This window comes from Arthrobacter oryzae (genome assembly GCF_030718995.1).
Classification (GTDB): domain Bacteria; phylum Actinomycetota; class Actinomycetes; order Actinomycetales; family Micrococcaceae; genus Arthrobacter; species Arthrobacter oryzae_C.
This window is the reverse complement of sequence record NZ_CP132204.1, coordinates 1,668,190-1,692,308: the sequence shown is the minus strand read 5'-3', so window position 1 is coordinate 1,692,308 and position 24,119 is coordinate 1,668,190. Positions and strand designations below refer to the sequence as shown.

General features: G+C 67.0%; 20 protein-coding genes. 15 read left to right on the top strand and 5 right to left on the bottom strand.

The annotated features are described in order from the left end of the window. Window positions 1-8 precede the first annotated feature (8 nt). A complete protein-coding gene (locus Q8Z05_RS07805) occupies window positions 9-413 on the top strand; it encodes a winged helix-turn-helix transcriptional regulator (RefSeq protein WP_305942904.1) in 405 nt (134 codons plus the stop codon). Here the strand turns inward: Q8Z05_RS07805 and Q8Z05_RS07800 are convergent. Together Q8Z05_RS07800 and Q8Z05_RS07795 are read right to left on the bottom strand one after the other, a co-directional pair. Further along, the gene (locus Q8Z05_RS07800) at window positions 374-1,087 is read right to left on the bottom strand and encodes an ABC transporter ATP-binding protein (protein WP_305942903.1); all 714 of its coding nucleotides are present in this window, start codon (window positions 1,085-1,087) and stop codon (window positions 374-376) included. The two genes, Q8Z05_RS07805 and Q8Z05_RS07800, sit on opposite strands and share 40 nt — an antisense overlap. A 42-nt stretch (window positions 1,088-1,129) precedes the next feature. Then, the gene (locus Q8Z05_RS07795) at window positions 1,130-2,212 is read right to left on the bottom strand and encodes an FtsX-like permease family protein (protein ID WP_305942902.1); all 1,083 of its coding nucleotides are present in this window, start codon (window positions 2,210-2,212) and stop codon (window positions 1,130-1,132) included. A 197-nt stretch (window positions 2,213-2,409) separates the two neighbouring features. Between Q8Z05_RS07795 and Q8Z05_RS07790 the strand changes: the two genes are divergently transcribed. The 4 genes from Q8Z05_RS07790 (at window position 2,410) to Q8Z05_RS07775 (ending at window position 8,149) form a co-directional block, all read left to right on the top strand. Continuing rightward, window positions 2,410-3,687 carry a sensor histidine kinase gene (locus Q8Z05_RS07790; protein ID WP_305942901.1) on the top strand — a complete coding sequence of 426 codons (1,278 nt, stop codon included), beginning with the start codon at window positions 2,410-2,412 and terminating at the stop codon, window positions 3,685-3,687. Next, window positions 3,684-4,340: a response regulator gene (locus Q8Z05_RS07785; protein WP_305942900.1), complete on the top strand. Its 657-nt coding sequence runs from the start codon at window positions 3,684-3,686 to the stop codon at window positions 4,338-4,340. The genes Q8Z05_RS07790 and Q8Z05_RS07785 overlap by 4 nt, the downstream gene beginning before the upstream one ends. A 73-nt stretch (window positions 4,341-4,413) precedes the next feature. Then, window positions 4,414-6,420: a penicillin-binding transpeptidase domain-containing protein gene (locus Q8Z05_RS07780; protein ID WP_305942899.1), complete on the top strand. Its 2,007-nt coding sequence runs from the start codon at window positions 4,414-4,416 to the stop codon at window positions 6,418-6,420. 46 nt (window positions 6,421-6,466) lie between these two features. Next, window positions 6,467-8,149, top strand: a complete 1,683-nt coding sequence (locus Q8Z05_RS07775; protein ID WP_305942898.1) for an ABC-F family ATP-binding cassette domain-containing protein — start codon at window positions 6,467-6,469, stop codon at window positions 8,147-8,149. A gap of 12 nt (window positions 8,150-8,161) precedes the next feature. Here the strand turns inward: Q8Z05_RS07775 and Q8Z05_RS07770 are convergent, their stop codons facing one another. Beyond that, window positions 8,162-8,854 carry a GntR family transcriptional regulator gene (locus Q8Z05_RS07770; protein ID WP_305942897.1) on the bottom strand — a complete coding sequence of 231 codons (693 nt, stop codon included), beginning with the start codon at window positions 8,852-8,854 and terminating at the stop codon, window positions 8,162-8,164. 144 nt (window positions 8,855-8,998) lie between these two features. Between Q8Z05_RS07770 and Q8Z05_RS07765 the strand changes: the two genes are divergently transcribed. From Q8Z05_RS07765 to Q8Z05_RS07720, 10 genes are all read left to right on the top strand, one after another. Then, window positions 8,999-10,747 carry an L-lactate permease gene (locus Q8Z05_RS07765; RefSeq protein ID WP_305942896.1) on the top strand — a complete coding sequence of 583 codons (1,749 nt, stop codon included), beginning with the start codon at window positions 8,999-9,001 and terminating at the stop codon, window positions 10,745-10,747. Continuing rightward, window positions 10,747-13,572 carry an FAD-binding and (Fe-S)-binding domain-containing protein gene (locus Q8Z05_RS07760; protein ID WP_305942895.1) on the top strand — a complete coding sequence of 942 codons (2,826 nt, stop codon included), beginning with the start codon at window positions 10,747-10,749 and terminating at the stop codon, window positions 13,570-13,572. The genes Q8Z05_RS07765 and Q8Z05_RS07760 overlap by 1 nt, the downstream gene beginning before the upstream one ends. A 196-nt stretch (window positions 13,573-13,768) precedes the next feature. Beyond that, window positions 13,769-14,539, top strand: coding sequence for a DeoR/GlpR family DNA-binding transcription regulator (locus tag Q8Z05_RS07755; protein ID WP_305942894.1), 771 nt, complete (start codon window positions 13,769-13,771; stop codon window positions 14,537-14,539). Then, a complete protein-coding gene (locus Q8Z05_RS07750; protein ID WP_305942893.1) occupies window positions 14,536-15,738 on the top strand; it encodes an MFS transporter in 1,203 nt (400 codons plus the stop codon). The genes Q8Z05_RS07755 and Q8Z05_RS07750 overlap by 4 nt, the downstream gene beginning before the upstream one ends. Window positions 15,739-15,804: 66 nt before the next feature. Next, window positions 15,805-17,313 (top strand): bifunctional phosphatase PAP2/diacylglycerol kinase family protein, encoded by a 1,509-nt coding sequence (locus Q8Z05_RS07745; RefSeq protein ID WP_305942892.1) that lies wholly within the window; start codon window positions 15,805-15,807, stop codon window positions 17,311-17,313. Between the two features lie 162 nt (window positions 17,314-17,475). After that, window positions 17,476-18,420: an ABC transporter ATP-binding protein gene (locus Q8Z05_RS07740; protein WP_305942891.1), complete on the top strand. Its 945-nt coding sequence runs from the start codon at window positions 17,476-17,478 to the stop codon at window positions 18,418-18,420. A 3-nt stretch (window positions 18,421-18,423) separates the two neighbouring features. After that, window positions 18,424-19,350, top strand: coding sequence for an ABC transporter permease (locus Q8Z05_RS07735; protein WP_305942890.1), 927 nt, complete (start codon window positions 18,424-18,426; stop codon window positions 19,348-19,350). 29 nt (window positions 19,351-19,379) lie between these two features. Next, window positions 19,380-20,696, top strand: coding sequence for a sensor histidine kinase (locus tag Q8Z05_RS07730; protein ID WP_305942889.1), 1,317 nt, complete (start codon window positions 19,380-19,382; stop codon window positions 20,694-20,696). After that, complete coding sequence (locus tag Q8Z05_RS07725) at window positions 20,693-21,445, top strand: response regulator (RefSeq protein ID WP_305942888.1); 753 nt, start codon at window positions 20,693-20,695, stop codon at window positions 21,443-21,445. The genes Q8Z05_RS07730 and Q8Z05_RS07725 overlap by 4 nt, the downstream gene beginning before the upstream one ends. A gap of 229 nt (window positions 21,446-21,674) precedes the next feature. Continuing rightward, window positions 21,675-23,090, top strand: a complete 1,416-nt coding sequence (locus tag Q8Z05_RS07720; protein WP_305942887.1) for an amino acid permease — start codon at window positions 21,675-21,677, stop codon at window positions 23,088-23,090. 58 nt (window positions 23,091-23,148) lie between these two features. Here Q8Z05_RS07720 and Q8Z05_RS07715 read toward each other — a convergent pair whose 3' ends face one another. Beyond that, window positions 23,149-23,394, bottom strand: a complete 246-nt coding sequence (locus Q8Z05_RS07715; RefSeq protein WP_305942886.1) for a hypothetical protein — start codon at window positions 23,392-23,394, stop codon at window positions 23,149-23,151. Window positions 23,395-23,471: 77 nt separating this feature from the next. Then, a complete protein-coding gene (locus Q8Z05_RS07710; RefSeq protein WP_305942885.1) occupies window positions 23,472-23,963 on the bottom strand; it encodes an Hsp20/alpha crystallin family protein in 492 nt (163 codons plus the stop codon). Window positions 23,964-24,119: the final 156 nt, after the last annotated feature.

The window sequence follows — 24,119 nt, the reverse complement described above, 5'->3', positions numbered from 1 at the left end:
GGGGTTGAATGGATACCGTTCTGCCTGCCGCCACGCCCGGTGCCGACATCATGGATCCGCAGTGCCCGTCCCGGGTTGTCTTCCAGCGGATCGGAGACAAATGGGCGTCCCTGGTGGTGCAGGTGCTGGCCGACGGACCCGTGCGATTCTCCGAACTGCGTCAACAGGTCCACGTCATCACGCCAAAGGTCCTGACCCAGACACTGAGGACGCTGGAACGGGACGGCCTGATCACCCGGACCGTCTATGCCCAGGTACCTCCCCGGGTCGACTACGAGTTGACCGGTCTGGGCCTGTCCCTGCTCGGCCCGCTCGCTGTCCTCCGCGAATGGGCCGAGTCGAATGTCCCCAGCATCCTGGATGCCAGGGATGCCTACGACGACGCCCGGGAAGCGGCGCTGCCGGAGGGCTGAAGAGCCGAGAGCCGTCCGTCCCGCATGCTGGCCACGGCATCTGTCAGCGGGACGAATTCCGTGTCGTGGGTAACCATCACCGTGGCCACGCTGAATTCGTCGGTGACCTCGCGCAGCAGGCGGACGATGCCGCCGCTTCGCTCCTGGTCAAGGGCCGCCGTCGGTTCATCCACGAGCAGTACCTTCGGCAGCCCCATCAGGGCGCGCGCAATGTTGACGCGCTGGCGTTGCCCGCCGGAGAGCTGATGCGGCCGTTTGCCCTGCACCGGCCCGAGTCCGACGAGGTCCAGGAGCTCCGCTGCGCGCCGGCGGGCAGCAGCCAGCGGCTTGCCGCGGAGGTGGTCCGCCAGGAGCAGCTGTTCCAACGCGGTCAGGGACGGGAGGAGATTCGGTTGCTGGAAAATGATGCCAATCTTCTTCCTCCGCAGCGCCGTCAGCTGGGCGCCCGGCAAGCCTGTGGCTTCATGTCCGTCGATGCTCACCACGCCCGACGTGGGACGGATGAGCGCCGCGGCGACTGCCAGCAAGGAGGATTTTCCGGAACCCGAGGGGCCCACCAGCGCGAGGAATTCGCCGGCGCCGAGCGCCAGGCTGACCCGGTCCAGCGCCTTGAGGGTGGTGCCTCCGTCCGGATATTCGAGCGTCACGTTGGCGAGGGTGAGCGGAGCGTTCATTGAATATTCCTTTCGAGGAATGTAAGGCTGTGAAGCTAGGAATTAGTTGCCACCGAGAGCAAGCAGCGGGTCCACCCGGGTGACGCCGCGGACCGCCACCGCAGCTCCTCCGAGGCCCAGGAGCAGGATTCCGGCGATGGGTACCAGCGTGGTGGCCGGGGTGAGCAGGAACGGGGCAGCCCGGGAAGCGAAGAAGCCGCCGGCCAAGCCCAGTCCGCCGCCCGCGATAGTGCCCGCGGCCAGCACCACGGCGGCCTGCCCCAACGCGTCCCGGAGCACATAGCCCGCGGACCCGCCCATTGCCTTGACCACGGCGATGTCACGGGTCCGCTGGACGGTCCACACCGTCAGGAACGCGGCGATGACGAGGGCAGAGATGCCGTAGAGGAAGGCCTGCATCAGCACCAGCGACCCGTTTTCACTTTTGAAGGACCCCAGGGCCTGGAAGGAACCCTCCCTGGTGGCGCTGACTGTCCCGGCCGCCGCATTGGCAGCGTCCACGTCAACCTGTGAACCGGCGTCGAACGCTACTGCCAGCACGGTGCCGACAGATTCGCTGCCTGAGCGGGCCAGCTGCCGCCAGTCGTCCAGCGATGTCCAGACGACAACCGTGTGCGAATACCACTGGTCAGGAACGATGTCCGCAACAGCAAGTTCAGTGCCTCCCACATCCAGGAGGCTGCCGCGGCTGAGGTGCAGGTCCGCGGCGAGGGACTCGCCGACAACGACGGTTCCGTTGTCCGCAGCGGACAGTCCGCTGCCGGCTCCAAAGACAGCCACGTTCGCCGTGCCTCCGGGCGCGCCGGCTGTTCCGGCGGCCTGCGCACGGACCTGGCTGATGCCGAGCACTTCCACACCGGACACGCCCTCCTGTCCGGACCAGGCTGCCAGCTGGTCCCGGGTGACCTCGGATTCCGTGAAGGATGCCTTGGCCGGAGTACCCGCTGGGGCGCCGAAGACGATCTGGTCGGCCGGCAACCCGGCGACGGCCGACGTCGACTGGTTTCCGAGGCCCGCCGTCAGCCCCGAGAGCATGACAAGCAGGAGGGTGATCAGGGCGATGACGGATGCCATGAGGGCAAAGCGTCCTTTGGCAAAGCGGAGATCGCGAATGGCGAGAAACAAGGTGTTCCTTTCGTGGGGGGTGGCTCCTTTCCACTCTTCCGCCGTGCGCCGCAACGCACATCGGCCGCCCGGTGGGCCGTCTGCAGACAGGGGGTGCAGCCGCGGATCAACCAAATGGTTGATCTCCGGCCGTCCAGCCCTGTTTCGCCCGGAAACAGGGGCTCCGGAGGATACGCTGGGTTGATGCGAGGCACGCGTTGATACAGGGGGAATCCAGCGGTTCCGCGGTAATCCTGCGGCTCCTGAGGACCTGCCTTCACGTCGGCTTCGCCGTCCTGCTGGTGGTGGCCATGGCCCGCGTCCTGATGTCCGCTCCGGTGCCGTCCGGCCGGCTGCCGCTGGTCCTCGCGGCACTGCTCGCCGCCGTCTACCTCATCGGCACCGTCCTGGAGAAGCGCCACTCCACTGACACGCACCGCTTTGATCCGCGGCCTTATGCCACATGGTGGCTCGGTGCCGTCTCGGTCCTGTGGCTGGTGCTGATCTGGTGCAGCGCGGACTTCGTCTGGCTGGCCTTTCCGCTTTTCTTCCTCCAGCTGCACGTCCTCCCCAGGCGCGTGGCGCTGCCCGTGATTGCGGCGTCCACGGTGCTGGTGGTGGTGGCGCTCTGGTTCCACAACCGGGGGGCAGCGGGCCCAGGCCTGGAGCTGCCGATGGTCCTGGGGCCGGTCTTCGGCGCGGCCTTCGCCGTGGTCACCGGCCTTGCCTACCGGGCGCTGTACCTCGAGGCGGAGAACCAGCGGCTTGCAGCCGAGGAATTGCGCCGCACGCGCGGTGAACTCGCCCGCAGCCAGCACGACGCCGGAACGTTGACCGAGCGGGCGCGGCTGGCCCGCGAAATCCACGACACCCTGGCCCAGGGATTTTCCAGCATTGTGCTGATGGGCCGCTCGGCCGAAAAAGCCCTCGACAACGGCGACACGGCCACGGCGCGCGCCAGGCTCCGGACCGTTCAGGAAACGGCGTCCGCCAACCTCGCCGAGGCACGCAACTTTGTCCGCGGCCTGCAATCTCCGGAGCTCGAGCACGTGTCCCTCGCCGGCAGCCTCCGCCGGCTCTGCGAAAAGACCGAGGCGGAAGCGGCGGCACGCGGGGCAGGGCTGCGGTGCCGCTTCGACCTCGAAGGCACCCCCGTCGAGCTGCCCAACCCGTACTCCACCACCCTCCTCCGCGCAGCCCAGGCGAGCCTTGCGAACGTCTGGGTCCACGCGAAGGCAAGCACCGCCGTCGTGACCCTGTCCTTTATGGACACCGAAGTGGCCATGGATATTTACGACGACGGCGTCGGGTTCCGCCCGGAGGCGGCGGGGGCCGGGGTCGGTCCCCAGCGAAAGGACGGTTCCGGTTATGGCCTCCAATCCCTGCGGGAACGCGTGGCGGCGCTCTCCGGAACGCTGGACATCGAGTCCGCCCCGGGCGAGGGAACAGTGGTGGCCATCCGACTCCCGCTGGTGGACAGTCAGGAAACGCAATGACCGGACTCCGTATCCTGCTGGTGGACGACCACCCCGTGGTCCGCGCCGGGCTCCGTGCCATGCTCAGCGACTTCGAGGGCATCACGGTGGCCGCCGAAGCCGGCGACGGCGCCGCCGCGCTGGCCCAGCTGTCCCGGCTCCGCACCCTCGGCGAGCCCGTGGACGTGGTCCTCATGGACCTGCAGATGGGCACCGGCATGGACGGCGTCACCGCCACGCGAAAGATCAAGGCCGGTGAGGCAGGCACGCCCGCCCCGCCGGTGCTGATTCTCACCACCTATGATTCCGACGCCGATATCCTCGCCGCCGTCGAAGCCGGGGCAAGCGGGTACATGCTCAAGGATGCGCCGCCCGAGCACATCCGCCAGGCCGTGCTCTCCGCAGCCGCCGGCGGGACGGCGCTTGCTCCGGAGGTTGCGGCCAGGCTGATGGGCCGAATCCGGGATCCGGAGCCGGCACTGTCGGCCCGGGAAATCCAGCTGCTGCAGCTCCTCGCTACCGGACTGCCGAACCGTGCCATCGCCCGCCAGCTCTTCATCTCCGAAGCCACCGTCAAGACCCACCTGGTGCACATCTACGGGAAACTCGGCGTGGACAACCGCACTGCCGCGATTTCAGTGGCAACGCAGCGCCGGATCATCCGCCCCGGCTGATCGACGCCCGCTTGATTGACGCCGGCTGCCATGTGACAAGTACTTTGTCCGGGCTTGCGGGCATAATGGCGCCGTGGGGAACTTTCAGAAACTTTCGCTTGCCCTTGTCGGACTCATCATTGGCGGATCGCTGGTGGCCTGCGATGACGGCCGTGCCGGCGCGCAGGACGCCGCGAAGCAACTCGCTGCCGGGGTCGCGGCGCTGGACGTCGGGTCCGTCGCCTTCGAGGGCAAGGATGCCGCAGCGGCCAACGAACAGCTGAAGGAAGTGTTCCAGGCGCTCGATCCCGCCAAACCGGCAGTCGAGGCCGGAGAGCTGAAACTGGAGAAAGACACCGCAACCGTTCCGCTGAACTACAGCTGGAAGATCGGCTCCGGAGAGTGGAAATACACCGCCTCCGCTGAGCTGAAGAAGTCCGGTGACAAATGGCTGACCGTGTGGAAGCCCGCCTTGCTGGCCCCTGACTTGGCAGACGGTGAAGTCATTGGAACCGCGAACCAGGCCCCGGAACGGGCGGAAATCCTGGGTGCCGGCGATGCGAAACTCGTCACCTACCGGCCCGTGGTGTACGTCGGCATCGACAAACCGCGCCTGGTGTCCGCCGACCCGGCCGCGTCCGCTACGAAACTCGCCCAGCTGGTGGGGGTGGATCCGGCTGCCTACACGCAGCAGGTCGAAGCGGCCGGCCCCGAGGCATTCGTCGCCGCCATCACGCTGCGCCAGGACGGCCGGACCGTCACGGACGAGCAGATCGCCCAGATTCCCGGCGCCCGGTCCGTCCCCGACCTCCTGCCACTGGCACTTACCCGGACTTTCGCCCGCGCCCTCCTGGGCACCGCGGCCGAGGCAAATGCCGAACAGATCGAAAAATCAGGCGGGGCGCTCAAGGCCGGGGACACCACCGGCACCGGCGGGCTCCAGCAGCAATATGACGCCCAGCTCCGCGGCACCAACGGCGTCCAGGTTTTTGCCGTCAAGGAAGGCCTCACCGCCGAGGAGAAGCAGGCGTTGCCGAACCAGGGCCGCCGGATCCTGTTCCAGGTTGAGATGAAGCCGGGAACGCCGGTGAAGACCACGCTGGACCCGAAGCTGCAGCAGCTCGCCGAAGACGTCCTGGCGGATGTCGGCCCGGCGTCTGCCATCGTTGCCCTGCGCCCCTCCAGCGGCGCCGTCCTCGCCGCAGCCTCGGGACCGGGCAGCAACGGCTACAACACGGCGCTGCTGGGCCAGTACGCTCCCGGCTCGACATTCAAGATGGTGGACGCGCTGGCCATGATCCGCAACGGCCTGACGCCGGATTCGAAAGTCGAATGCACGCCCACACTCACGGTGGACGGCCGGACATTCAAGAATGCCGAGGGCTATCCGGAAGGCTCGCTGGGATCCGTCACCCTGAGGGACGCGTTCGCGCACTCCTGCAACACTGCGTTCATCGCGGCCCGCGAGTCCGTCAGCCAGGCCCAGCTTGAATCCGCGGCCACCTCTCTCGGCGTTGCGGTCGAGGCGCCGGCCCTGGGGGCAGACGCGTTCCTCGGTTCAGTGCCGGGGGAGGCCGAGGGCACCGAGCACGCCGCGTCCATGATCGGACAAGGCAAGGTGCTGCTTTCCCCGCTGGCGGCTGCGGTGATGGCCGGATCCGTGGCCAAGGGCTCCCCCGTATCGCCCACTCTCGTGCTGAACACCGACGCCGGCAGCGGCCCTGCCACTGGAACGGCAGCCACGGAAGGGTCCGGAACCGCGACGGCGGAGGGAACGGCGCCGTCGTTGTCCTCCACTGCTCCTGCCCCCGCGAAGGCCGCGGAGAAACCGGTCACGGCAGCAGAGGCCGCCGCCCTGGCGGACATGATGCGGGCCGTGGTCACTTCCGGGCACGCAGGGTTCCTGGCTTCCGTGCCGGGGGAACCCGTGGGAGCCAAGACGGGCACGGCTGAATTCGGCACGGAGAACCCGCCGAAGACGCATGCCTGGATTGTGGCCGTGCACGGCGACCTCGCCGTGGCCGTCTTTGTCGAAGAAGGGGGCCTGGGAGCCACAACATCCGGTCCGCTGCTCAAGGAGTTCCTGGTCGCAGCGGGTTAGTCCGGCGTAAAACTCCTGCGCATGCAGCCGTGGGAAGATTGAATACGTGGCCCATATTGACGTTTCCGGCATCGACTACTTCCTCTCCGACGGCACCCAGCTGCTGAACGGGGTGACCTTCAAGGTCCCGGACGGTACCAAGACTGCGCTGATCGGACCCAACGGAACCGGCAAAACCACGCTGTTCCGCATCATTTCCGGCGATCTGGTCCCGGACGAAGGCGTGATCGGCCGGTCCGGCAACATGGGCATCATGCGACAGTTCGTGGGCCAGGTCCGGGATGATTCCACTGTCCGCGACCTCCTGGTTTCCGCCGCCCCGCCGGCCCTGGCCGCCGCCGCTCGTGCCGTCGACGACGCCGAGCTGGCCATGATGGAGCACGACGACGAGCCCACCCAGATGCAGTACGCCCAGGCGATCGTGGACTGGGGAGACGCCGGAGGCTACGACGTCGAGACCGTCTGGGACGAAGTCTGCATGGCAGCGCTGGGACTTCCGTTCGACCGCGCGCAGCACCGCCCGGCGTCGAGCCTTTCCGGCGGCGAGCAAAAGCGGCTGGTGCTGGAGGCACTGTTCGCCGGCCCCGACGAACTCCTGCTCCTTGACGAACCGGACAACTACCTGGACGTGCCGGGCAAGCGCTGGCTTGAGGCCAAGCTCAACGAGTCCAGGAAGACCGTGTTTTTCATCAGCCACGACCGCGAGCTGCTGAACAACGCCGCAGGCCGCATCGTGACGCTCGAACCGGGCATCAACGGTGCCGGTGCGTGGATCCACGGCGGAGGCTTCGGCTCCTACGTCGACGCCCGCGCGGACCGCAACGCCCGCTTCGAGGAGCTGCGCAAACGCTGGGACGAGGAGCACGTGAAGCTCAAGGAACTCGTCAACATGTACAAGAACAAGGCCGCGTTCCGCTCCGACATGGCCAACCGGTACCACGCCGCCCAGACCCGGCTGGCGAAGTTCCTGGAAGCCGGCCCGCCCGAGGCACTGCCGATTGAACAGAACGTGCAGATGCGGCTGAAGGGCGGCCGTACCGCCAAGCGCGCGATTGTTGCCGAAAAGCTGGAGCTGACCGGGCTGATGAAGCCGTTCTCCACCGAAGTGTGGTTCGGCGACCGTGTGGGCGTGCTGGGCTCCAACGGCTCCGGCAAGAGCCACTTCCTGCGCCTGCTGGCCACGGGGGGAACGGATCCGGAGCGGGAGCACCTGCCGGTGTCCGACGTCGACATCGCCGAAGTGCCGCATGACGGCACCGTGAAACTCGGGGCCCGCATCCGGCCAGGTTTCTTTGCCCAGACGCATGTCCGTCCGGATCTGTTGGGCAAGACCCTGCTGGAAATTTTGCACCGCGGCGACGAGCACCGCTCCGGGCTGGGACGCGAGGCCGCTGCCGGTGCCCTGGACGGCTACGGATTGGCCGCACAGTCGGAGCAGAAGTACGAATCCCTCTCCGGCGGGCAGCAGGCGCGTTTCCAGATCCTGCTGCTGCAGCTCTCCGGTGCCACGCTGCTGCTCCTCGACGAGCCCACCGACAACCTGGACCTGCACTCGGCCGAGGCCCTGGAGCGCGCCATCGACCACTTCGAGGGGACGGTCCTGGCTGTCACCCACGACCGCTGGTTTGCCCGGACCTTCGACCGCTTCCTGGTCTTCGGCTCCGACGGCAGGGTGTACGAATCCGCGGAACCGGTCTGGGATGAGAAGCGGGTGGAACGCGCCCGCTAACGGCGGGAGACGTTACTCGGGCAGCAGTTCGGAGGGGACCTCGGCCTCCGGTCCGGCAGTTCCGCCCATGGCGGAGACAAGGCGTTCGCGGGCGCGCCCCAGGTGCTCGTCCAGCAGGTCGGCAGCGGCCTCCCCCTGGCCTGCCTCGATCAGTTCGAGGATCTTCTGGTGTTCCGCCTGGATCAGCGCGGTGTCCAGCAGGTGCAGGGACTGGATGCGGACCATGCACAGCTTCACCTCGCCCACGAGCGAGCGGTACATCCTGCTGATGCGCTCATTGCCCACGGCGTCGATCAGGCTTGTGTGGAACCGCATGTCCGGTTCAATGACGTCCAGCGGGGCTCCGGTCCGCAGCGCGGCGATGTCCCGGTTGGCCTGTCGGGCTGCTTCCGGCACCTCCTTGGTGCGTGCCAGCCGCCGGAGCACTTCGCTTTCCAAGTAGGCGCGGGCCAGGTAAATATCCCGCACAGAATCAGGTCCGAGTTCCACCACACGTGCGGTCTTGTGCGTCCCGCGGTCCAGCAGCCCTTCGGCGACGAGCTTCTCAATCGACGCCTTCGCCGTGGGACGCGCCACCTCGTAGGACGTGGCCACGTCTGTTTCGGTGAGGGTATGGCCGGGACCGAGTTCACCGGAAAAGATCCGGCTCCGCAGGTCCGCGGCGATCGCGTCCACGATCGAAACTGCTGTAATTCGGCCGGCCACCGGAGCTCCATTCCCGCCAAGGACACTAGATTCAGTCCCCATCTTGCCAGACAAGCCAACATGTAGCTCTTGACCATCATGTGTACTTGTTAGACAATCGAAGGGCGCCACCGTGTTGTGACGCCTCACACAATCTGGAGACACATGTTTCAGCAGATCCTTGACCCGATCGCCGGGTCCCTTGTGCTTTCGGCGCTCTGCGCAGCGCTCCCCCTCGTCCTGCTCTTCGTCCTCCTGGGCGTCTTCAAAGTCAAGGCACCCAAGGCCGCCCTCGCCAGCCTCGCCCTGTCCCTGGTGCTGGCGATTGCCGGCTGGCAGATGCCGGTCAACCAGGCCTTGAGCGCCACCGCGGCCGGCATCTTCTACGGCCTGTTCCCGATCCTGTGGATCCTGGTGAACGCGCTGTGGATCTACCGGCTCACCGTGGCCACGCCGTGGTTCGAGGTACTGGGACGGACCATCCGTTCCATCTCAAACGACCTCCGCATCCTGTCCATCCTGATCGCCTTCTGCTTCGGCGCCCTGTTGGAATCCCTCGCGGGCTTCGGCGCACCCGTGGCGATCTCCGCCGCCATGCTGATGGCTGCCGGCATGAAGCCGCTGAAGTCGGCCATCGTCTCGCTGCTCGCCAACACCGCTCCCGTGGCCTTCGGCGCAATGGCCGCGCCGATCATCGCCCTGAACGGCGTCACCGGCCTGCCGCTGCATGACCTCTCCTCGATGGCCGGGCGCCAGACGCCCTTCATTGCACTGATCGTGCCGCTGCTGCTGGTGTTCATCGTTGACGGCCGGCGCGGTGTGAAGCAGACCTGGCCGGTGGCCCTGGTGGCCGGCGTGGCCTTCGGCGCGGCCCAGTTTGTCACCTCCAACTACTTCGCCGTGGAGCTCACCGATGTTGTTGCCGCCGTCGTTACGGTGGCGGCAGTGCTGCTGATGCTCAAGGTCTGGCAGCCGAAGGAAACCGTGGGAATGGGCGGTGCCGTGGAAACCGTGCCGGCGGCGGCGCACGCTGCCGCCGCCGTGGGGACCGGCGCCCGTGACAGCGGTGCCGCTGTCAGCGCCGCCGGCGGTTCCGCCGTCGGGCGCGGTGCGGAGCGCACTGCAAGTGCTGCCTCGGGCGCCCCGGTGCCCACGGACAACTCCCGGCCCGAACCGCGGCAGATCTGGATGGCGATCGCTCCCTACCTGATCATCATCGCGGTGTTCTCAGTGGCCCAGATTCCGTTCGTCAAGACCTGGCTGGGCCAGGTTGGCAGCGTGACGTTTGCCTGGCCCGGGCTGGAAATCACCGATTCGGCCGGTAAGCCGGTGGCGGCCACCAAATTCAAGCTCGACCACCTCAAGGCGACCGGCACGCTGCTGATGTTCTCCGGGCTGCTCACCATGCTGCTGTACAAAATCACTGCATCACAGGGCCTGCGGATCTACCGGGACACCCTGGTACAGCTACGTTGGACAATTGTCACCGTCACCGCCGTCCTGGGGCTCTCCTTTGTGATGAATCTTTCCGGCCAGACCACCACCCTGGGCTTTGCGCTGGCCTCCGCGGGCGGCTTCTTTGCCATCCTCTCGCCGTTGATCGGGTGGATCGGTGTGGCCCTCACCGGCTCGGACACGTCCTCCAACTCCTTGTTCGGCCAGATGCAGGCCACCGCCGCCGAGCAGACCGGCCTGTCTCCGGTGCTGATGGCGGCCTCCAACTCGTCCGCCGGCGTGATGGGCAAAATGTTGTCGCTGCAGAACCTTGCCGTGGCCTCGGCGGCGGTGGGCCTTGATGGCGCCGAGGGAACCCTCTTCCGGAAGCTCCTGGGCTGGAGCCTGGGCCTGCTGGCACTCATCACCGTGCTGATCTTCCTGCAGTCCACTCCCGTGCTCGGCTGGATGGTCCCCTGATGGCTCCCCTGGACATAGCGGGCCTGCGCGCGGCAGTGCACCATCCCGGCCAGGTGAAGACCCGGGCGATCGACCTGCATGCGAACGCCCATGATGCCTCGCATTTCCTGATGGTCCCGCAGGCGGTGGTGACGGCCGGGAGTGCTGCCGAAGTCGGCGGGCTGCTGCGGGCCAGCGCTGCCCAGGGCGTTCCGCTGACCTTCCGCTCGGGCGGGACCAGCCTGAGCGGGCAGGCGGTCACCGACGGCGTGCTGGTTGACGTCCGGCGCAACTTCAGGGATATCGAAGTGCTCGACGACGGCGCCCGGGTGCGCGTCCAGCCGGGGGTCACCGTGCGGGCACTCAATGCGAGGCTCGCCCGGTACGGCCGGAAGTTCGGCCCGGATCCGGCCAGCGAAGCGGCCTGCACGGTCGGCGGCGTGGTGGCCAACAATTCCTCCGGCATGAACTGCGGGACTGTGGACAACACTTACCGCACCCTGGAGTCCCTGACCGTGGTGCTGCCGTCCGGCACCGTCGTCGACACCGGAGCGCCTGACGCCGACCGGAAGTTCCGCGCCCAGGAACCGGAACTCCACGAAGGCCTGTCCCGGCTGGCCGAGCGGGTCCGGAACAACGCGGACTCCGTGCACAGGATCCGCCAGCAGTTCGCCATGAAGAACACCATGGGCTACGGCCTGAACTCCCTGCTGGACTTCCGGATCCCGGTGGACATCATGGCCCACCTGATCGTCGGCAGCGAAGGCACTCTGGGTTTTGTGGCCGAGGCGGTCTTCCGCACCATTCCGCGGCTCCAGCACGCCGCCGCCGGCCTCCTGGTGTTCCCCGACCTCGAGGCAGCCAACGCCGCCCTGCCTGCCCTCGTTGAAACGGGCGCCGCGACCATCGAACTGATGGATGCGCTGTCCCTGAAGGTAGGCCAGACGCTGAAGGGAACGCCCGCCGTCGTCCATGACCTGGCGGTCCGGGACCATGCCGCCCTGCTGGTGGAGTACTCCGCCGGAAGCGCCGGGCACCTGGCGGAACTCCAAGGCAGCGGCGAGGGCATCCTTCCGGGCCTCGGGCTGTCCGCCCCTGCCCGGTTCACCGGAGACGCCCGGGAACGCGGGCAGCTCTGGCAACTGCGCAAGGGCCTCTACGCCTCGGTGGCCGGGGCGCGCCCCCGGGGCACCACCGCGCTGCTGGAAGACATTGTGGTGCCGGTCCCGGTGCTGGGCCGCACCTGCCGGGAACTGATCCGGCTCTTCGACAAGTACAACTACAGCAACAGTGTGATTTTCGGCCATGCCAAGGACGGCAACGTCCACTTCATGCTCACCGACGGTTTTGCCACCGCGGCAGAACTGGACCGCTACAGCGCGTTCACGGAGGACATGGTGGACCTGGTCCTGGCCGAGGGCGGCTCCCTGAAGGCCGAGCACGGGACCGGGCGCGTCATGGCCCCGTACGTGCGGCGGCAATACGGCGATGAGCTCTATGACGTCATGCGCAGCATCAAGCGGCTTTTCGACCCTGCCGCGATGCTCAACCCGGGCGTGCTGATGGACGAGGACCCGCTGGCCCACCTAAGGCACATCAAGACCGCGCCGCCCGTGGCGGAGGAAGTGGACCGCTGCGTCTCCTGCGGCTACTGCGAGCCGGTGTGCCCCAGCAAGGACATCACCCTCACTCCGCGCCAGCGGATCGTGACGCTGCGCGCCATCGAGTCCGCCCGGCTGGCCGGGGACACGGCGCTGGTCAAGGAACTGGAAAAGGACTACGACTACGAATCCGTGGATACCTGCGCCGTGGACGGGATGTGCCAGACCGCCTGCCCGGTGGACATCAACACGGGCTCGCTCGTGAAGAAACTGCGGAAAGCCGAGGCCGGTCCGCTCGCCAACGGGGCATGGAACGCCGCCGCCAAGCACTGGGAGGGCGTGACCCGCGGTGCTTCGCTGGCGCTGACGGTAGTGGACAGGCTCCCGGCGGCCGCCATCACGCCACCCAACAAGGCCGCCCGCGCAGTGCTCGGGAAGGACACCGTGCCGCTGTATTCCGCCGAATTGCCGGGCGGCGGTTCCGTACGGAAGCGTCCGACGCCGTCTGGTGATGTTGACGCTGTCTACTTCCCGGCGTGCGTGGGGACCATGTTCGGCCCGGCTGGCGCGGGCGGGGACACCAAAGGACGCGGCGTCCAGTACAGCTTCGAACAGCTGTGCGACCGGGCAGGGCTCACGCTCCTCGTTCCGGAAGGCATTGACGGCCTGTGCTGCGGCACGCCCTGGTCCTCCAAGGGGATGGATGCCGGCCGGAAGACGATGCGGGAGAAGACCCTGGCGGCCCTCCGGGAGGCAACGCGGGACGGCGAGCTGCCGATCGTGTGCGACGCGTCCTCCTGCACCGAGGGCCTGCGGCAGGCCGTGGAATCGGACGCGCCAGCTCCCGGGCAGCGATCCCTACGCATGGTGGACGCCGTCGACTTCGCTGCAGAACGGATCCTGCCCCGGCTGCCGGACCACGGAAGGCTGGAGTCGCTGGCCCTGCACCCCACCTGTTCGTCCACCCGGATGGGCCTCAACGATGCCCTCGGCGCGGTGGCCGGTGCCGTCGCCGAGCGGGTCGACGTTCCGGAAAACTGGGGCTGCTGCGCGTTCGCCGGGGACCGGGGCATGCTGCACCCCGAACTGACGGCGTCGGCAACGGCGAAACAGGCTGCCGAGGTTGCGGACATGGGAGCCGTGGCACACGCCTCGTGCAACCGGACCTGCGAACTGGGCATGACCCGGGCCACGGGGGAGCAGTACCGCCACGTGCTGGAACTGCTGGAAGAGGTCACCCGCTAAACCGGACGCTCTCTCACTTCCTGCCCGTTTTGCGCCAACCCTCTCTCATCCGTGCGAGAGGGTTGGCGCTTTTCCTGCGGGACGTGAGAGAGGGTTGGCCGATTTCCGGCAGGAAGTGAGAGAAGGTTGATGAAATGCTTTCGCTCAGATAATCAGCAACTTTGATCAAATGATCATCTGCACTTAGCATTTGAACATGAGGACTGACGAGCGGCACCGGTTGATCGGTGAGCTGCTGCGGAGCCGCGAAGAGGTGACGGTCGACGAACTGATGGCCGAATGCGGGGCATCCGGAGCCACCATCCGCCGTGACCTGGACACCCTGGCCGTCCAAGGCGTCCTCCGCCGCGTGCACGGCGGAGCCAAAAGCCTGCTGTTCCGTGGCGAGAATCCCGGGTACGGGCAGCGGGAGCTGGAAGAGCAGGACGCCAAGGTCCGGATCGCCGCCGGCGTGGCGGGCCTGCTGCAGGACCGGGAGCACGTCTGGCTGGACAGCGGCACGACAGCCACGGAGATCGCCCGCCAGCTGCGTCAACGCGAGCTGACGCTCATGCCCATGTCGCTGCCCGCCCTCAACGCGTTGACTGCCGAAGGCCCGGCCGGGCGCCGCCCCGCCGTGCTGGTGCCGGGCGGAAGCCTGATCCCCGGCGAGCTGTGCTTCCGGGGTCCGCTGGCCGAGGCCAACATCCGCTCCCTCCGCTTCGACACCGCGGTGGTGACGCCCTGCGCAGTCAACCTCAAAGACGGGCTGCTGGCGCACGACCTTGACGATGCCGCCGTGAAACGCGCGGGGCTCGAATCGGCCGGCCGGGTCATCGCCGCCTGCGCAGGCTCCAAATGGAACGCCGCCGCCGTGGCGCTGGTGGCTACTCTGGACACGGTGGACGTCATCGTCACGGACAGGGCCTTCAGTCCACAGGAACTCGAACAACTTGGAAAACACTCAGTGAAAGTAGTGAACGTATGAGCGTCGCCGTCTCCACCCAGAAGCTGAACGCCGCGGCCGCCGCCACGTTCCTGGTCTTCGGGATCAACGGACTCGTGTTTGCCAGCTGGGCGGCCCGAATCCCCGCCGTCACCGAAATCCTGCACGTGACCTCCGGACAGATGGGCACGCTGCTTCTGTGCACCGCAGTCGGTTCCCTGATTGCCCTTCCCACGGCAGGGTGGGTGGTGGGACGGATCGGAACCGCCAACGCCGTCCGCGCCAGCGGGCTTTTGGCCGCCCTGGCCGGGGTGGGCATCGCCTTCTCGCTGCTGGCCGAGTCTGTGCCCGGAACTGCAGTGGCGCTGTTCTTTTTCGGAATCGGCGTCGGACTGTGGGACGTGTCCCAGAACATCGAAGGGGCCGACGTCGAGCACCGGCTTAAGCGCACCATCATGCCGCAGTTCCACGCGGCTTTCAGCGGCGGCGCATTTGTGGGCGCCCTGATCGGCGCCGGCCTCTCCGGACTGGGCGTGGGACTGCCGGCCCACCTGTTGGTCATTGCGGCAGTCGTGGCAGTGCTCACCATGGTGGCTCCCCGGTACTTCCTTCCGCACGCGGCCGCTGCCGTCCATCCCGTCGGCGAAGGCGCGGCACCAAAGGGCGAGTCCGCCTGGCGGGACAGCCGCACGCTGCTGATTGGTGTTGTGGTCCTTGGTGCCACCTTGACCGAAGGTGCCGGCAACGACTGGATCGCCAAAGCATCCGTGGACGGCCTGGGCACCAGCGAATCCACCGGCGCGCTGATGTTCGCCGTCTTTGTCCTGGCCATGACGGCAATGCGGTTCTGCGGAGGTTTCGTGATCGACAAGTACGGCCGCGTTGCCGTGCTGCGCGCCAGCATGGCCGCCGCCGCCGCGGGCCTTGGCCTCTTTGTCCTCGCCGGCAACGTCTGGTTGGCCACCGCGGGAGCCGCCCTGTGGGGAATCGGCGCGGCGCTGGCCTTCCCCATGGGCATGTCCGCCGCTGCGGACGACCCGAAGAAGGCCGCGGCCCGGGTTTCGGTGGTGTCCACGCTGGGCTACATCTCCTTCCTGGCAGGTCCGCCATTGCTCGGATACCTGGGCGACCTCACCGGCATCCACCTGGCCCTCCTTGCCATCATGGTGCCCATCCTGGTGGCGCTCCTGCTCGCCGGAGCGGCCAAGCCGCTGCCAGGGGCACCGCTCCGCAACGAGTAGGATCCGGCACGCACCACCCCTGCCGTGCACCCCTGCCATCCTGTCCGGCGGCGGTAGGGTGGGGAAATGCGAAGGATGCTGAGGAAAGGCCCGGGCCTGGTGGCGGGGCTGGACCGGACCTTACTCAAAGCCGTCTCCGGCCTGCCCGGCGGAAACCACGACGTCCTGTTCCGCCGGCTCTCCGCGGCAGCGAACCACGGAAAGCTGTGGTTCGCTGTGGCGGGCGGGCTGGCCCTCATTCCCGGCAAGCCCCGGCGCGCTGCACTCCACGGGCTGATTGCCCAGGGCGTGGCCTCGGCAGTCACCAACGTGGTGTTCAAAACCCTGCTTCCGCGGGCACGGCCGCTGCCCGAGCATCTGCCCGTGTTCCGGTTCGTGAATCCGCAGCCCACCAGCTCCTCGATGCCGTCCGGCCATTCCGCGTCCGCGGCCGCTTTTGCCGTGGGCGTCGGGCTGGTCCAGCCTGCGATCGGCGCCGCCCTGGCTCCGCTCGCCGCCGGCGTTGCGTACTCGCGGGTGCATACCGGGGCCCACTGGCCGTCGGATGTTCTGTTCGGTTCAGCCATTGGGGCCGGCGCCGCCATGATCACCCGCAAATGGTGGCCCGTCCGCCCGCCCTTCCCGCCGACCACCCGGACGGCCACCCGCGCCGCAAAGCTGCCCGGGGGCGAAGGACTCAGCATCGCCGTCAACACCCTGGGCGGATCATATGCGCCCGAGACCATCAAGGCGCTGCAGGATGTATTCCCGTTAGCGCATATACAGGAGATCGACGAAGACGGGGACGTCGCCGCCGAGATCCGGGCGGTTGCCGGACGTCCCGGTACAGCCGGGCTCGGGGTGTGGGGCGGCGACGGAACGGTGGGAACGGCCGCGGCCGTCGCCGTCGAACTTTCCCTCCCCCTGCTCGTGCTGCCCGGCGGAACGCTGAACCACTTTGCCCGCGACGCCGGAACGTCCAGCCTTGTGGGCGCCGTGGAGGCTGCTTCGGCCGGGGCGGCGGCCCGGGCGGACGTGGGGCATGTGCTCGTGGAGCGCGGCCTCGCCGGGAGCCCCGAAAAGCTGGAACGGATCATGCTCAACACGGCAAGCATCGGCCTGTATCCAAACCTGGTGCGCCGCCGGGAACAGCTGCAGCCGGCCCTTGGTAAACCGCTCGCCGGGGTTGCCGCAATGTTCCGCACCTTCGCGGCCGGCAGGCCCACCACCATGGCTGTGAACGGCGTCCGCCACAAGCTGTGGATCCTGTACGTGGGCCGGGGACGCTACTACCCCCGCGACCACGCACCGCTGGTGCGCCCGGTGATGGACGACGGCGTCCTGGACCTCCGGATGATCACTGCGGACGAGTCCTTCGCGAGGCTCCGGCTGCTGTGGTCCGTCCTGACAGGCACGGTGGCCACGTCCAGGATCACGCATTTGACGGAATCGACCACCGTAACCGTGGAAGCGGCAGGACCGCCCATGGCACTTGCCGTGGACGGTGAAGCCTTGTCGGGCGTACGCCGCGTTGAATTTTCGGTGCTGCCCGGGGCACTGACCTACTACACCCCGCAGCCGTCGCCGGCTTCCTGAGCGGCAGCGGCGGTCATCCCTTGGGACTACCCTGAATCCACCCTGAATCATCCCTGAGACCGGCGAAATGCGAACCCGGCGTCTGTAGCGTGGGCGGTACGAACGGATCTGCGGCGTGCAGAAGCCGTCACAGCATCCACAGCTACGCAAAGGAACGCTTCCATGATTGAAGCAAGAGGCCTGTCCAAGGTCTACGGCGACAAAACCGCCGTGGGCGGAGTGGATTTCACGGTTCAGGCGGGCCGGGTCACCGGTTTCCTGGGCCCCAACGGAGCCGGCAAATCCACCACCATGAGAATGATCATGGGACTGGACGCCCCGACGTCGGGCTCGGTCACCGTGAACGGAGTCCCGTTCACCAAGCACGCGGCGCCGTTACGTGAAGTGGGCGCCCTCCTGGACGCGAAGGCCGTACACACCGGCCGTTCAGCCTACAACCACCTCCTGGCCATGGCCGCCACACACAGCATCCCCAAGAAGCGCGTCAACGAGGTCATCGAAATGACCGGACTGTCAGACGTCGCGAAGAAGAAGGTCAAGGGCTTTTCGCTCGGCATGGGCCAGCGGCTGGGAATTGCCGCGGCGCTGCTGGGCGACCCGCAGACCGTCATCCTGGACGAGCCGGTGAACGGGCTGGATCCGGAGGGCGTGGTGTGGGTCCGCAACCTGGTGAAGTACCTGGCCTCGGAAGGTCGCACCGTCTTCCTGTCCAGCCACCTCATGAGCGAAATGGCCGTGACGGCAGACCACCTGATCGTGATCGGCCGCGGAAAGATCATCGCGGACGCCCCGATCAAGGACATCATCACCGGCAACGGCGCGGTCCGCACCCGTGTCCGCACCGACCAGCCGGACCAGCTGATGCGTTTCCTTGCCGGAACCGGAGTTTCGGTGGAAGCCCAGGAGCACGAACTGCTGGAGGTCAGGGGCCTGGACCCGCGGCAGATCGCCCGTACAGCGCTCGAAAACCACATCATGATCTATGAACTCACCCCGCTCCAGGCCAGCCTCGAAGAGGCGTACATGGAGCTGACCAAGGATGAGGTCGAATACCACTCGCTGATCACCACGGGAGCCCCCGTTCCCACCCAGACCGGAGGCAAGTAAGCCATGAGCTCAACAACTTTGGAACCCAACCCTTCAGGCCGCAGGGCGCAGGGCGGCGCGGCACCCCGGGCCGGCGGTCCCTCCGGAGAGGCCGTCCGCTCGGGTGGCAGCCCGGCTTCGCCCGGCCCGGGCCCCAGTTTCCTGCGCGTTCTGCACTCGGAATTCATCAAGTTCCGCACCCTGCTGTCCACCCTGATCCTGCTCGCTTCCACCATGCTGGTGATGGTGGGCTTCGGCGCGCTGGCGGCCTGGTCCACCGGACAGTTCCGCGAGGAGATGGCCTCCGATCCTGAAGCCGCAGCCCAGATGGCTGCCCAGGGCGGTGACATCGCGGTCAGCGCTCCAACGTCCGGCATTGCCTTCGCCCAGCTGATCCTCGGATCCCTGGGCGTGCTGCTGATGAGCTCCGAGTTCACCACCGGTATGGCGCGTTCCACGTTCGCGGCCGTACCCAAGAGGATTCCGGCCTTCGTGGCGAAGCTCCTCGTGGTGGTGGCGGTCTCCTTCGTCCTCACCGGCGTGTCCACCTTGCTGGCCGGCCTGGTGTCCGTCCCGATCCTGGACAACTACGGCCTCAGCCTGGACCTGGCCAGTTCCCAGTCCGTCAAACTGCTGGTGGTCAACAGCCTGTATGTGGCGGCGGTGGCCTCCATCGGTATGTCCCTGGGCAGCATCATCCGCAACTCTGCGGGAGGGATCATGAGCCTGGTGGGCCTGTTCTTCGTGGCGCCGATCGCCTTCCAGCTGATCCCCGGCGACTTCTTCGAGGAAGCCCGCAAGTACCTTCCCGGCAACACCGTGACCCCGCTGACCGCCGTCGAACATGTGGAAGGGACCCTTGAGGCATGGCAGGCGGCGCTGGTGCTTGGCGCATGGGTGGCGGTTCCGGCAGTGCTGGCCATGGTTCTGCTGAAGAAGCGGGACATTTGAGCGGCCGGATCGCCGTCTAGGCTCAACACATGCATGACGAACCACCGGCAAAGGACGCGTCAGCCCTGACTCAGGTTGATGCGTCCTTTGCCGAACTCGCCGACCGGCGGCGCGGACGGCTCCGCCGGTACCTCCACCGGCACCCCCGGGTCATGGATGCGGTGGTGGTGCTGTGCTACCTGCTCCTGGTCACTCCCACCGCCGTGGATGCCGTGCTCGACGGCGGCTGGGCTGCGGTCGCGCTGCTCGCCGCCGTCGCCGCGGCGCTCGTCTTCCGCCGGTCCCACCCGGTGGCCGTTGTTGCCGCCGTGGCTGTCCTGGAAGTCTGCATTACCTTCCTGCACCCCTGGGGCTCCAACGTCTCCGCCGGCCTGTGGTTTGCCCTCTATGCCCTTGCGGTGCAGCGGTCCCGCAGGTTCTCCATCACTGCGTTGGCATTGGCCAACACTCCGCTTTCCCTGTTGTACTTCCTGACCCTGGTGGGTCCGCTGGAACGCGCTCTTCCCGACGGCGGTCCCGCTGCGCCGGAGAATTCGCAGCTTGTGTTCGGAATCGTTGCCGGTATCACCATCACGCTGTCCAACATCATCGCCGCCGGAATCGGCATCTCCGTCCGGCAGCGGCGGGAACACGAACAGGAAATCGCCGCTTGGGCCGCCCGGACCGCGGAGCTGGGTTCGGTCACCGAACGCAACAGGATCGCCAGGGAGATGCACGACGTCGTTGCCCACTCCCTCACGGTGATGCTCACCTTGTCCGACGGCGCCGCAGTGGTGGTCAGGAAGAGTCCTGACCGCGCCGCGGAGGTCCTGGGCGAGCTTTCGCGGACCGGGCGAACGGCTTTGGCGGACATGCGCCGGGTGTTGGGGGTCCTCCGCGACGAATCACCGGCCGGCCTGGCGCCGCGCCAGCCCCTGAGCGCGGGAAACAGCCTGGCCAAGCTCCTTGAGGGCTTCCGCACGGCGGGGTTGCCGCTGCACTACTCACACACCGGGCCAGCCCTGCCCGAGGACGCAGCCTTCCAGCTGACTGTGTACCGGATCGTGCAGGAGTCGCTCACGAACGTGCTCCGCTACGGCCGGGCGCTGGGCCGGGTGGACGTGAGCATGGCCCGCACTGACGGCATGGTCACCATTGAAGTGCTCGACGACGGCAAGGGCACCGTGGGTAGCGGGCCGGAGGCAGCTTCCGCCGGGATGCGGCCGGCGGGTTCCGGACAGGGCCTGACCGGTATGCGCGAACGTGCGGGGATTTACGGCGGTACGGTGGAGGCCGGACGCACTGCCGGTGGCGGTTGGCGCGTCAGCGCGGTACTGAATTGGAATGGGGACCAAGGAAAATCATGAACGGCAAGGCACCGATCAATGTTCTGCTGGTGGATGACCAGCCGCTGTTACGGATGGGCTTCCGGCTCATCCTCGAGGGCGAGGACGACCTTCGCATTGTGGGCGAGGCCTCGGACGGGGCGGAAGCAATCCGGCAGGTCCGGGAGGTGAACCCCGACGTGGTGCTGATGGATGTCCGGATGCCGGTCCTGGATGGAATTGAGGCAACCCGGGCCGTGACTTCGTCAGGGTCCCGCGCCAAGGTGATCATCCTGACCACCTTCGACCTCGATGAATACGCCTTTGCCGGGCTGCAGGCAGGAGCTTCGGCGTTCTTGCTCAAGGACGTGGCGCCGGCTGAGCTGGTGAGTGCCGTGCGCGTGGTGGCAAGCGGGGATGCCGTGGTGGCACCCCGAGTCACCCGCCGCCTGCTGGAAGCGTATGTCCGCGGGGACCACCCCGCGGCTGTATCCGGGCAGCGAACCGGCGCCTCCACACCGGGAACAGGCCGGGGCCGGCACCCTTATGGCGAGGAACAGCAGATGGACCCCTTGCTGGAGGCGCTGACGCCGCGCGAAACGGAAATGCTGGAAGCCATGGCCGAAGGATTGTCCAACGCCGAGATCGCCCACCGGTTCTTCCTCTCCGAGGCGACCGTCAAAACGCACGTGCGCCGGATCCTCGCCAAGCTGCATCTCCGGGACAGGGTGCAGGCCGTGGTCTACGCCTACGAAACGGGACTGGTGGTCCCCAGCAATCCGGACTACTAGCTACCCGGAGGTAGATTTCAAACACATTTCAAAGTTGCACTGCGCGTAACTTTCGTTGCTCTCCCATGCCATTCATTGTGGGAAGTTCCTTTTCCGTCCACGTCAAAATGTTCGACTGCACAAGATCCGCGTCCCGGCATCCGGTCTAGGGTGAAAAAGAAATGTGGCCTGACACACGGCGATCCGTGTCCGTCCAGGGCCCACACCCCCAACGAAGGACGGCGCTTCCATGCACGCTGACCAACAGCTCTCCAAGTCCCTGAAACCCAGGCACCTTTCCATGATCGCCATTGCCGGCGTCATCGGCGCCGGCCTCTTTGTGGGCTCAGGCGCCGCCATCCAGCAGGCCGGCCCCGGCATCCTGCTCGCCTACATGGCCGCAGGCATCGTGGTGATCCTGGTGATGCGGATGCTCGGCGAAATGGCTGCAGCCAACCCGGAAACCGGATCCTTTTCCACGTACGCGGACAAAGCCCTGGGACGCTGGGCCGGATTCAGCATCGGCTGGCTCTACGCCTGGTTCTGGATCATCGTCCTGGGAATCGAAGCCACCGCAGGCGCTGCCATCATGCACCGCTGGGTTCCGGGTATCGACCAGTGGGTCTGGGCCCTGATCCTGATGGTGCTGTTGACGCTCACCAACCTCGGCTCGGTGAAGTCGTACGGAGAATTCGAGTTCTGGTTCGCCTCCATCAAGGTGGCTGCCATTGTGTTGTTCCTGCTCTTCGGCGCGGCCGCCATCCTGGGCCTGATTCCGGGCGTTCCGGCACCCGGGCTGGACAACCTGGTCAACAACGGCGGGTTCCTGCCGAACGGCCCGGGCGCGGTACTGGCCGGCATCCTTGTGGTGGTCTTCTCCTTCTTCGGCGCCGAAATCGCCACCATCGCGGCAGGCGAATCCGAGAACCCGGTGGACGCCGTGAAGAAGGCCGTAAAGTCCACGGTCTGGCGCATCCTGGTGTTCTACATCGGCTCCATCGCCATTGTGGTCACCCTGCTGCCGTGGAACTCCGCCTCCGTGGCCAAGAGCCCCTATGTTGCCGTGATCGAACTCTTCGGCATTCCGGGCGCCGGCACCATCATGGACATTGTGGTGCTGACATCGGTGCTGTCCTGCCTGAACTCGGGACTCTATACGGCCAGCCGCATGCTGTTCTCACTGTCCCGCCGCGGGGACGCGCCGCGGGCGTGGACGAAGATCTCCAAGCGCGGCGTACCTGCCGCTGCCGTACTGGCCTCCACCGTGGTCGGCTTCATCACCGTGGGCCTGAACTACATTGCGCCGGACACCGTGTTCCTGTTCCTGGTGAACACCTCGGGGGCCATTGCGCTGTTCGTCTGGCTGGTCATCGCTGCCTCGCAGTTGATCCTCCGCCGGCGCATGGGTGCCGCCGCCAAGGACCTTGCACTCAAGATGTGGCTTTTCCCCTACTTGACCTGGGTAGCCATCGTCAGCATCGTTGCGCTGATTGTCGGCATGGTGATCCTTGAGTCCACCCGCGAGTCGCTGTTCCTCTCGCTGGCGCTGGCCGCCGTCGTGGTGGGGATCGGCGTCTGGCGCTACCGCAAGGGTGGCAGTGCCGGACCGGCTGCGGAAGAAATCACAGCCGAAGAAGCCGCGGTGGGCGCCGGCCCGGCGTCGTAAATTCGGGTTAGCGCAGCAGGAGCGGGCGTTTCCCGGCGGAACCGGAGTCCGGCCATCCTTAGTCGAGGGGGCCGGACTCCGCGCTTTCCGCCCCGGCCGACGAACTGCGGACCCGGGTGCGGATGAAGCTGACGTCGGCAGCGCTGAGCTGGATCGTGCCGTGCTGGTCGCGCACCACCGGCTCATCAGCAACCCGGGCAACGATCGTGGAGATTGTCCTTGGCAGCACCACACAGCCGGGATTGTCCATGAGCCATCGGCGGGTGGCAGGATCAAGCCGGTGCCACTGTGATTTCAGTTCCATGAGCCGAGCCGTTCCATGTGTTTAGTTACCTCTTTCCCGGTTGCCCGGCTGTTGTGCTGTTGGTGCTGGAGCCGCCGCTAATCGCGGCTGATGGGGAGCCGCTTCTCCGCAGCAGCCGTGCCGGGTACTCCCGGCAGCGGCGTCCTCACTTCCAAAACGCCGTCCCTGAAAGACACCTTGATGTCCGCGGCGGTGACCCCTTCCGGCAACGGGAGGTTGCGGGCGAACGGGCGGTACCGCGCCCCGGAATGAAGGCCGGTTCCATTGCCGTCGGCGTGGCCGCGGGAGTCATTGCGCCCCGCCCGGATGTGCAGCACGCCCCCCGCAACAAAGACCTCGATGTCCCTGTCCGGATCCGCTCCGGGCAGCTGGGCCCGGACCACAAGTGCCTCCTGGTCGACGTACTCGTCGACGCTGACCTCCTCCCCAAGGACGGGGGCCGGCCTGCCGGCGGGTTCAAAGGGCCGCCCGTTGGCGCCGGCGAACTGCGATGGGTTCCTGCCTGCCCCCTCGTGGGCAGACGGCCATTGCGCCGATTCGAACGGGGACCATTTCAACGCACCGGACATGGCTCTCTCCTGGGTGTCTCTTGGCAAAGCGGTTTGCTGGCTAAAGGTGGCGGCAGGGGTGGGAGTTGCAAGTAGTTCATTAGCAGGACCGCACCGTTGCGGCCCTGGCTGAACCTCCAGTAGATACCCATCCCGGGAACGTGCAACAGGGCCCAA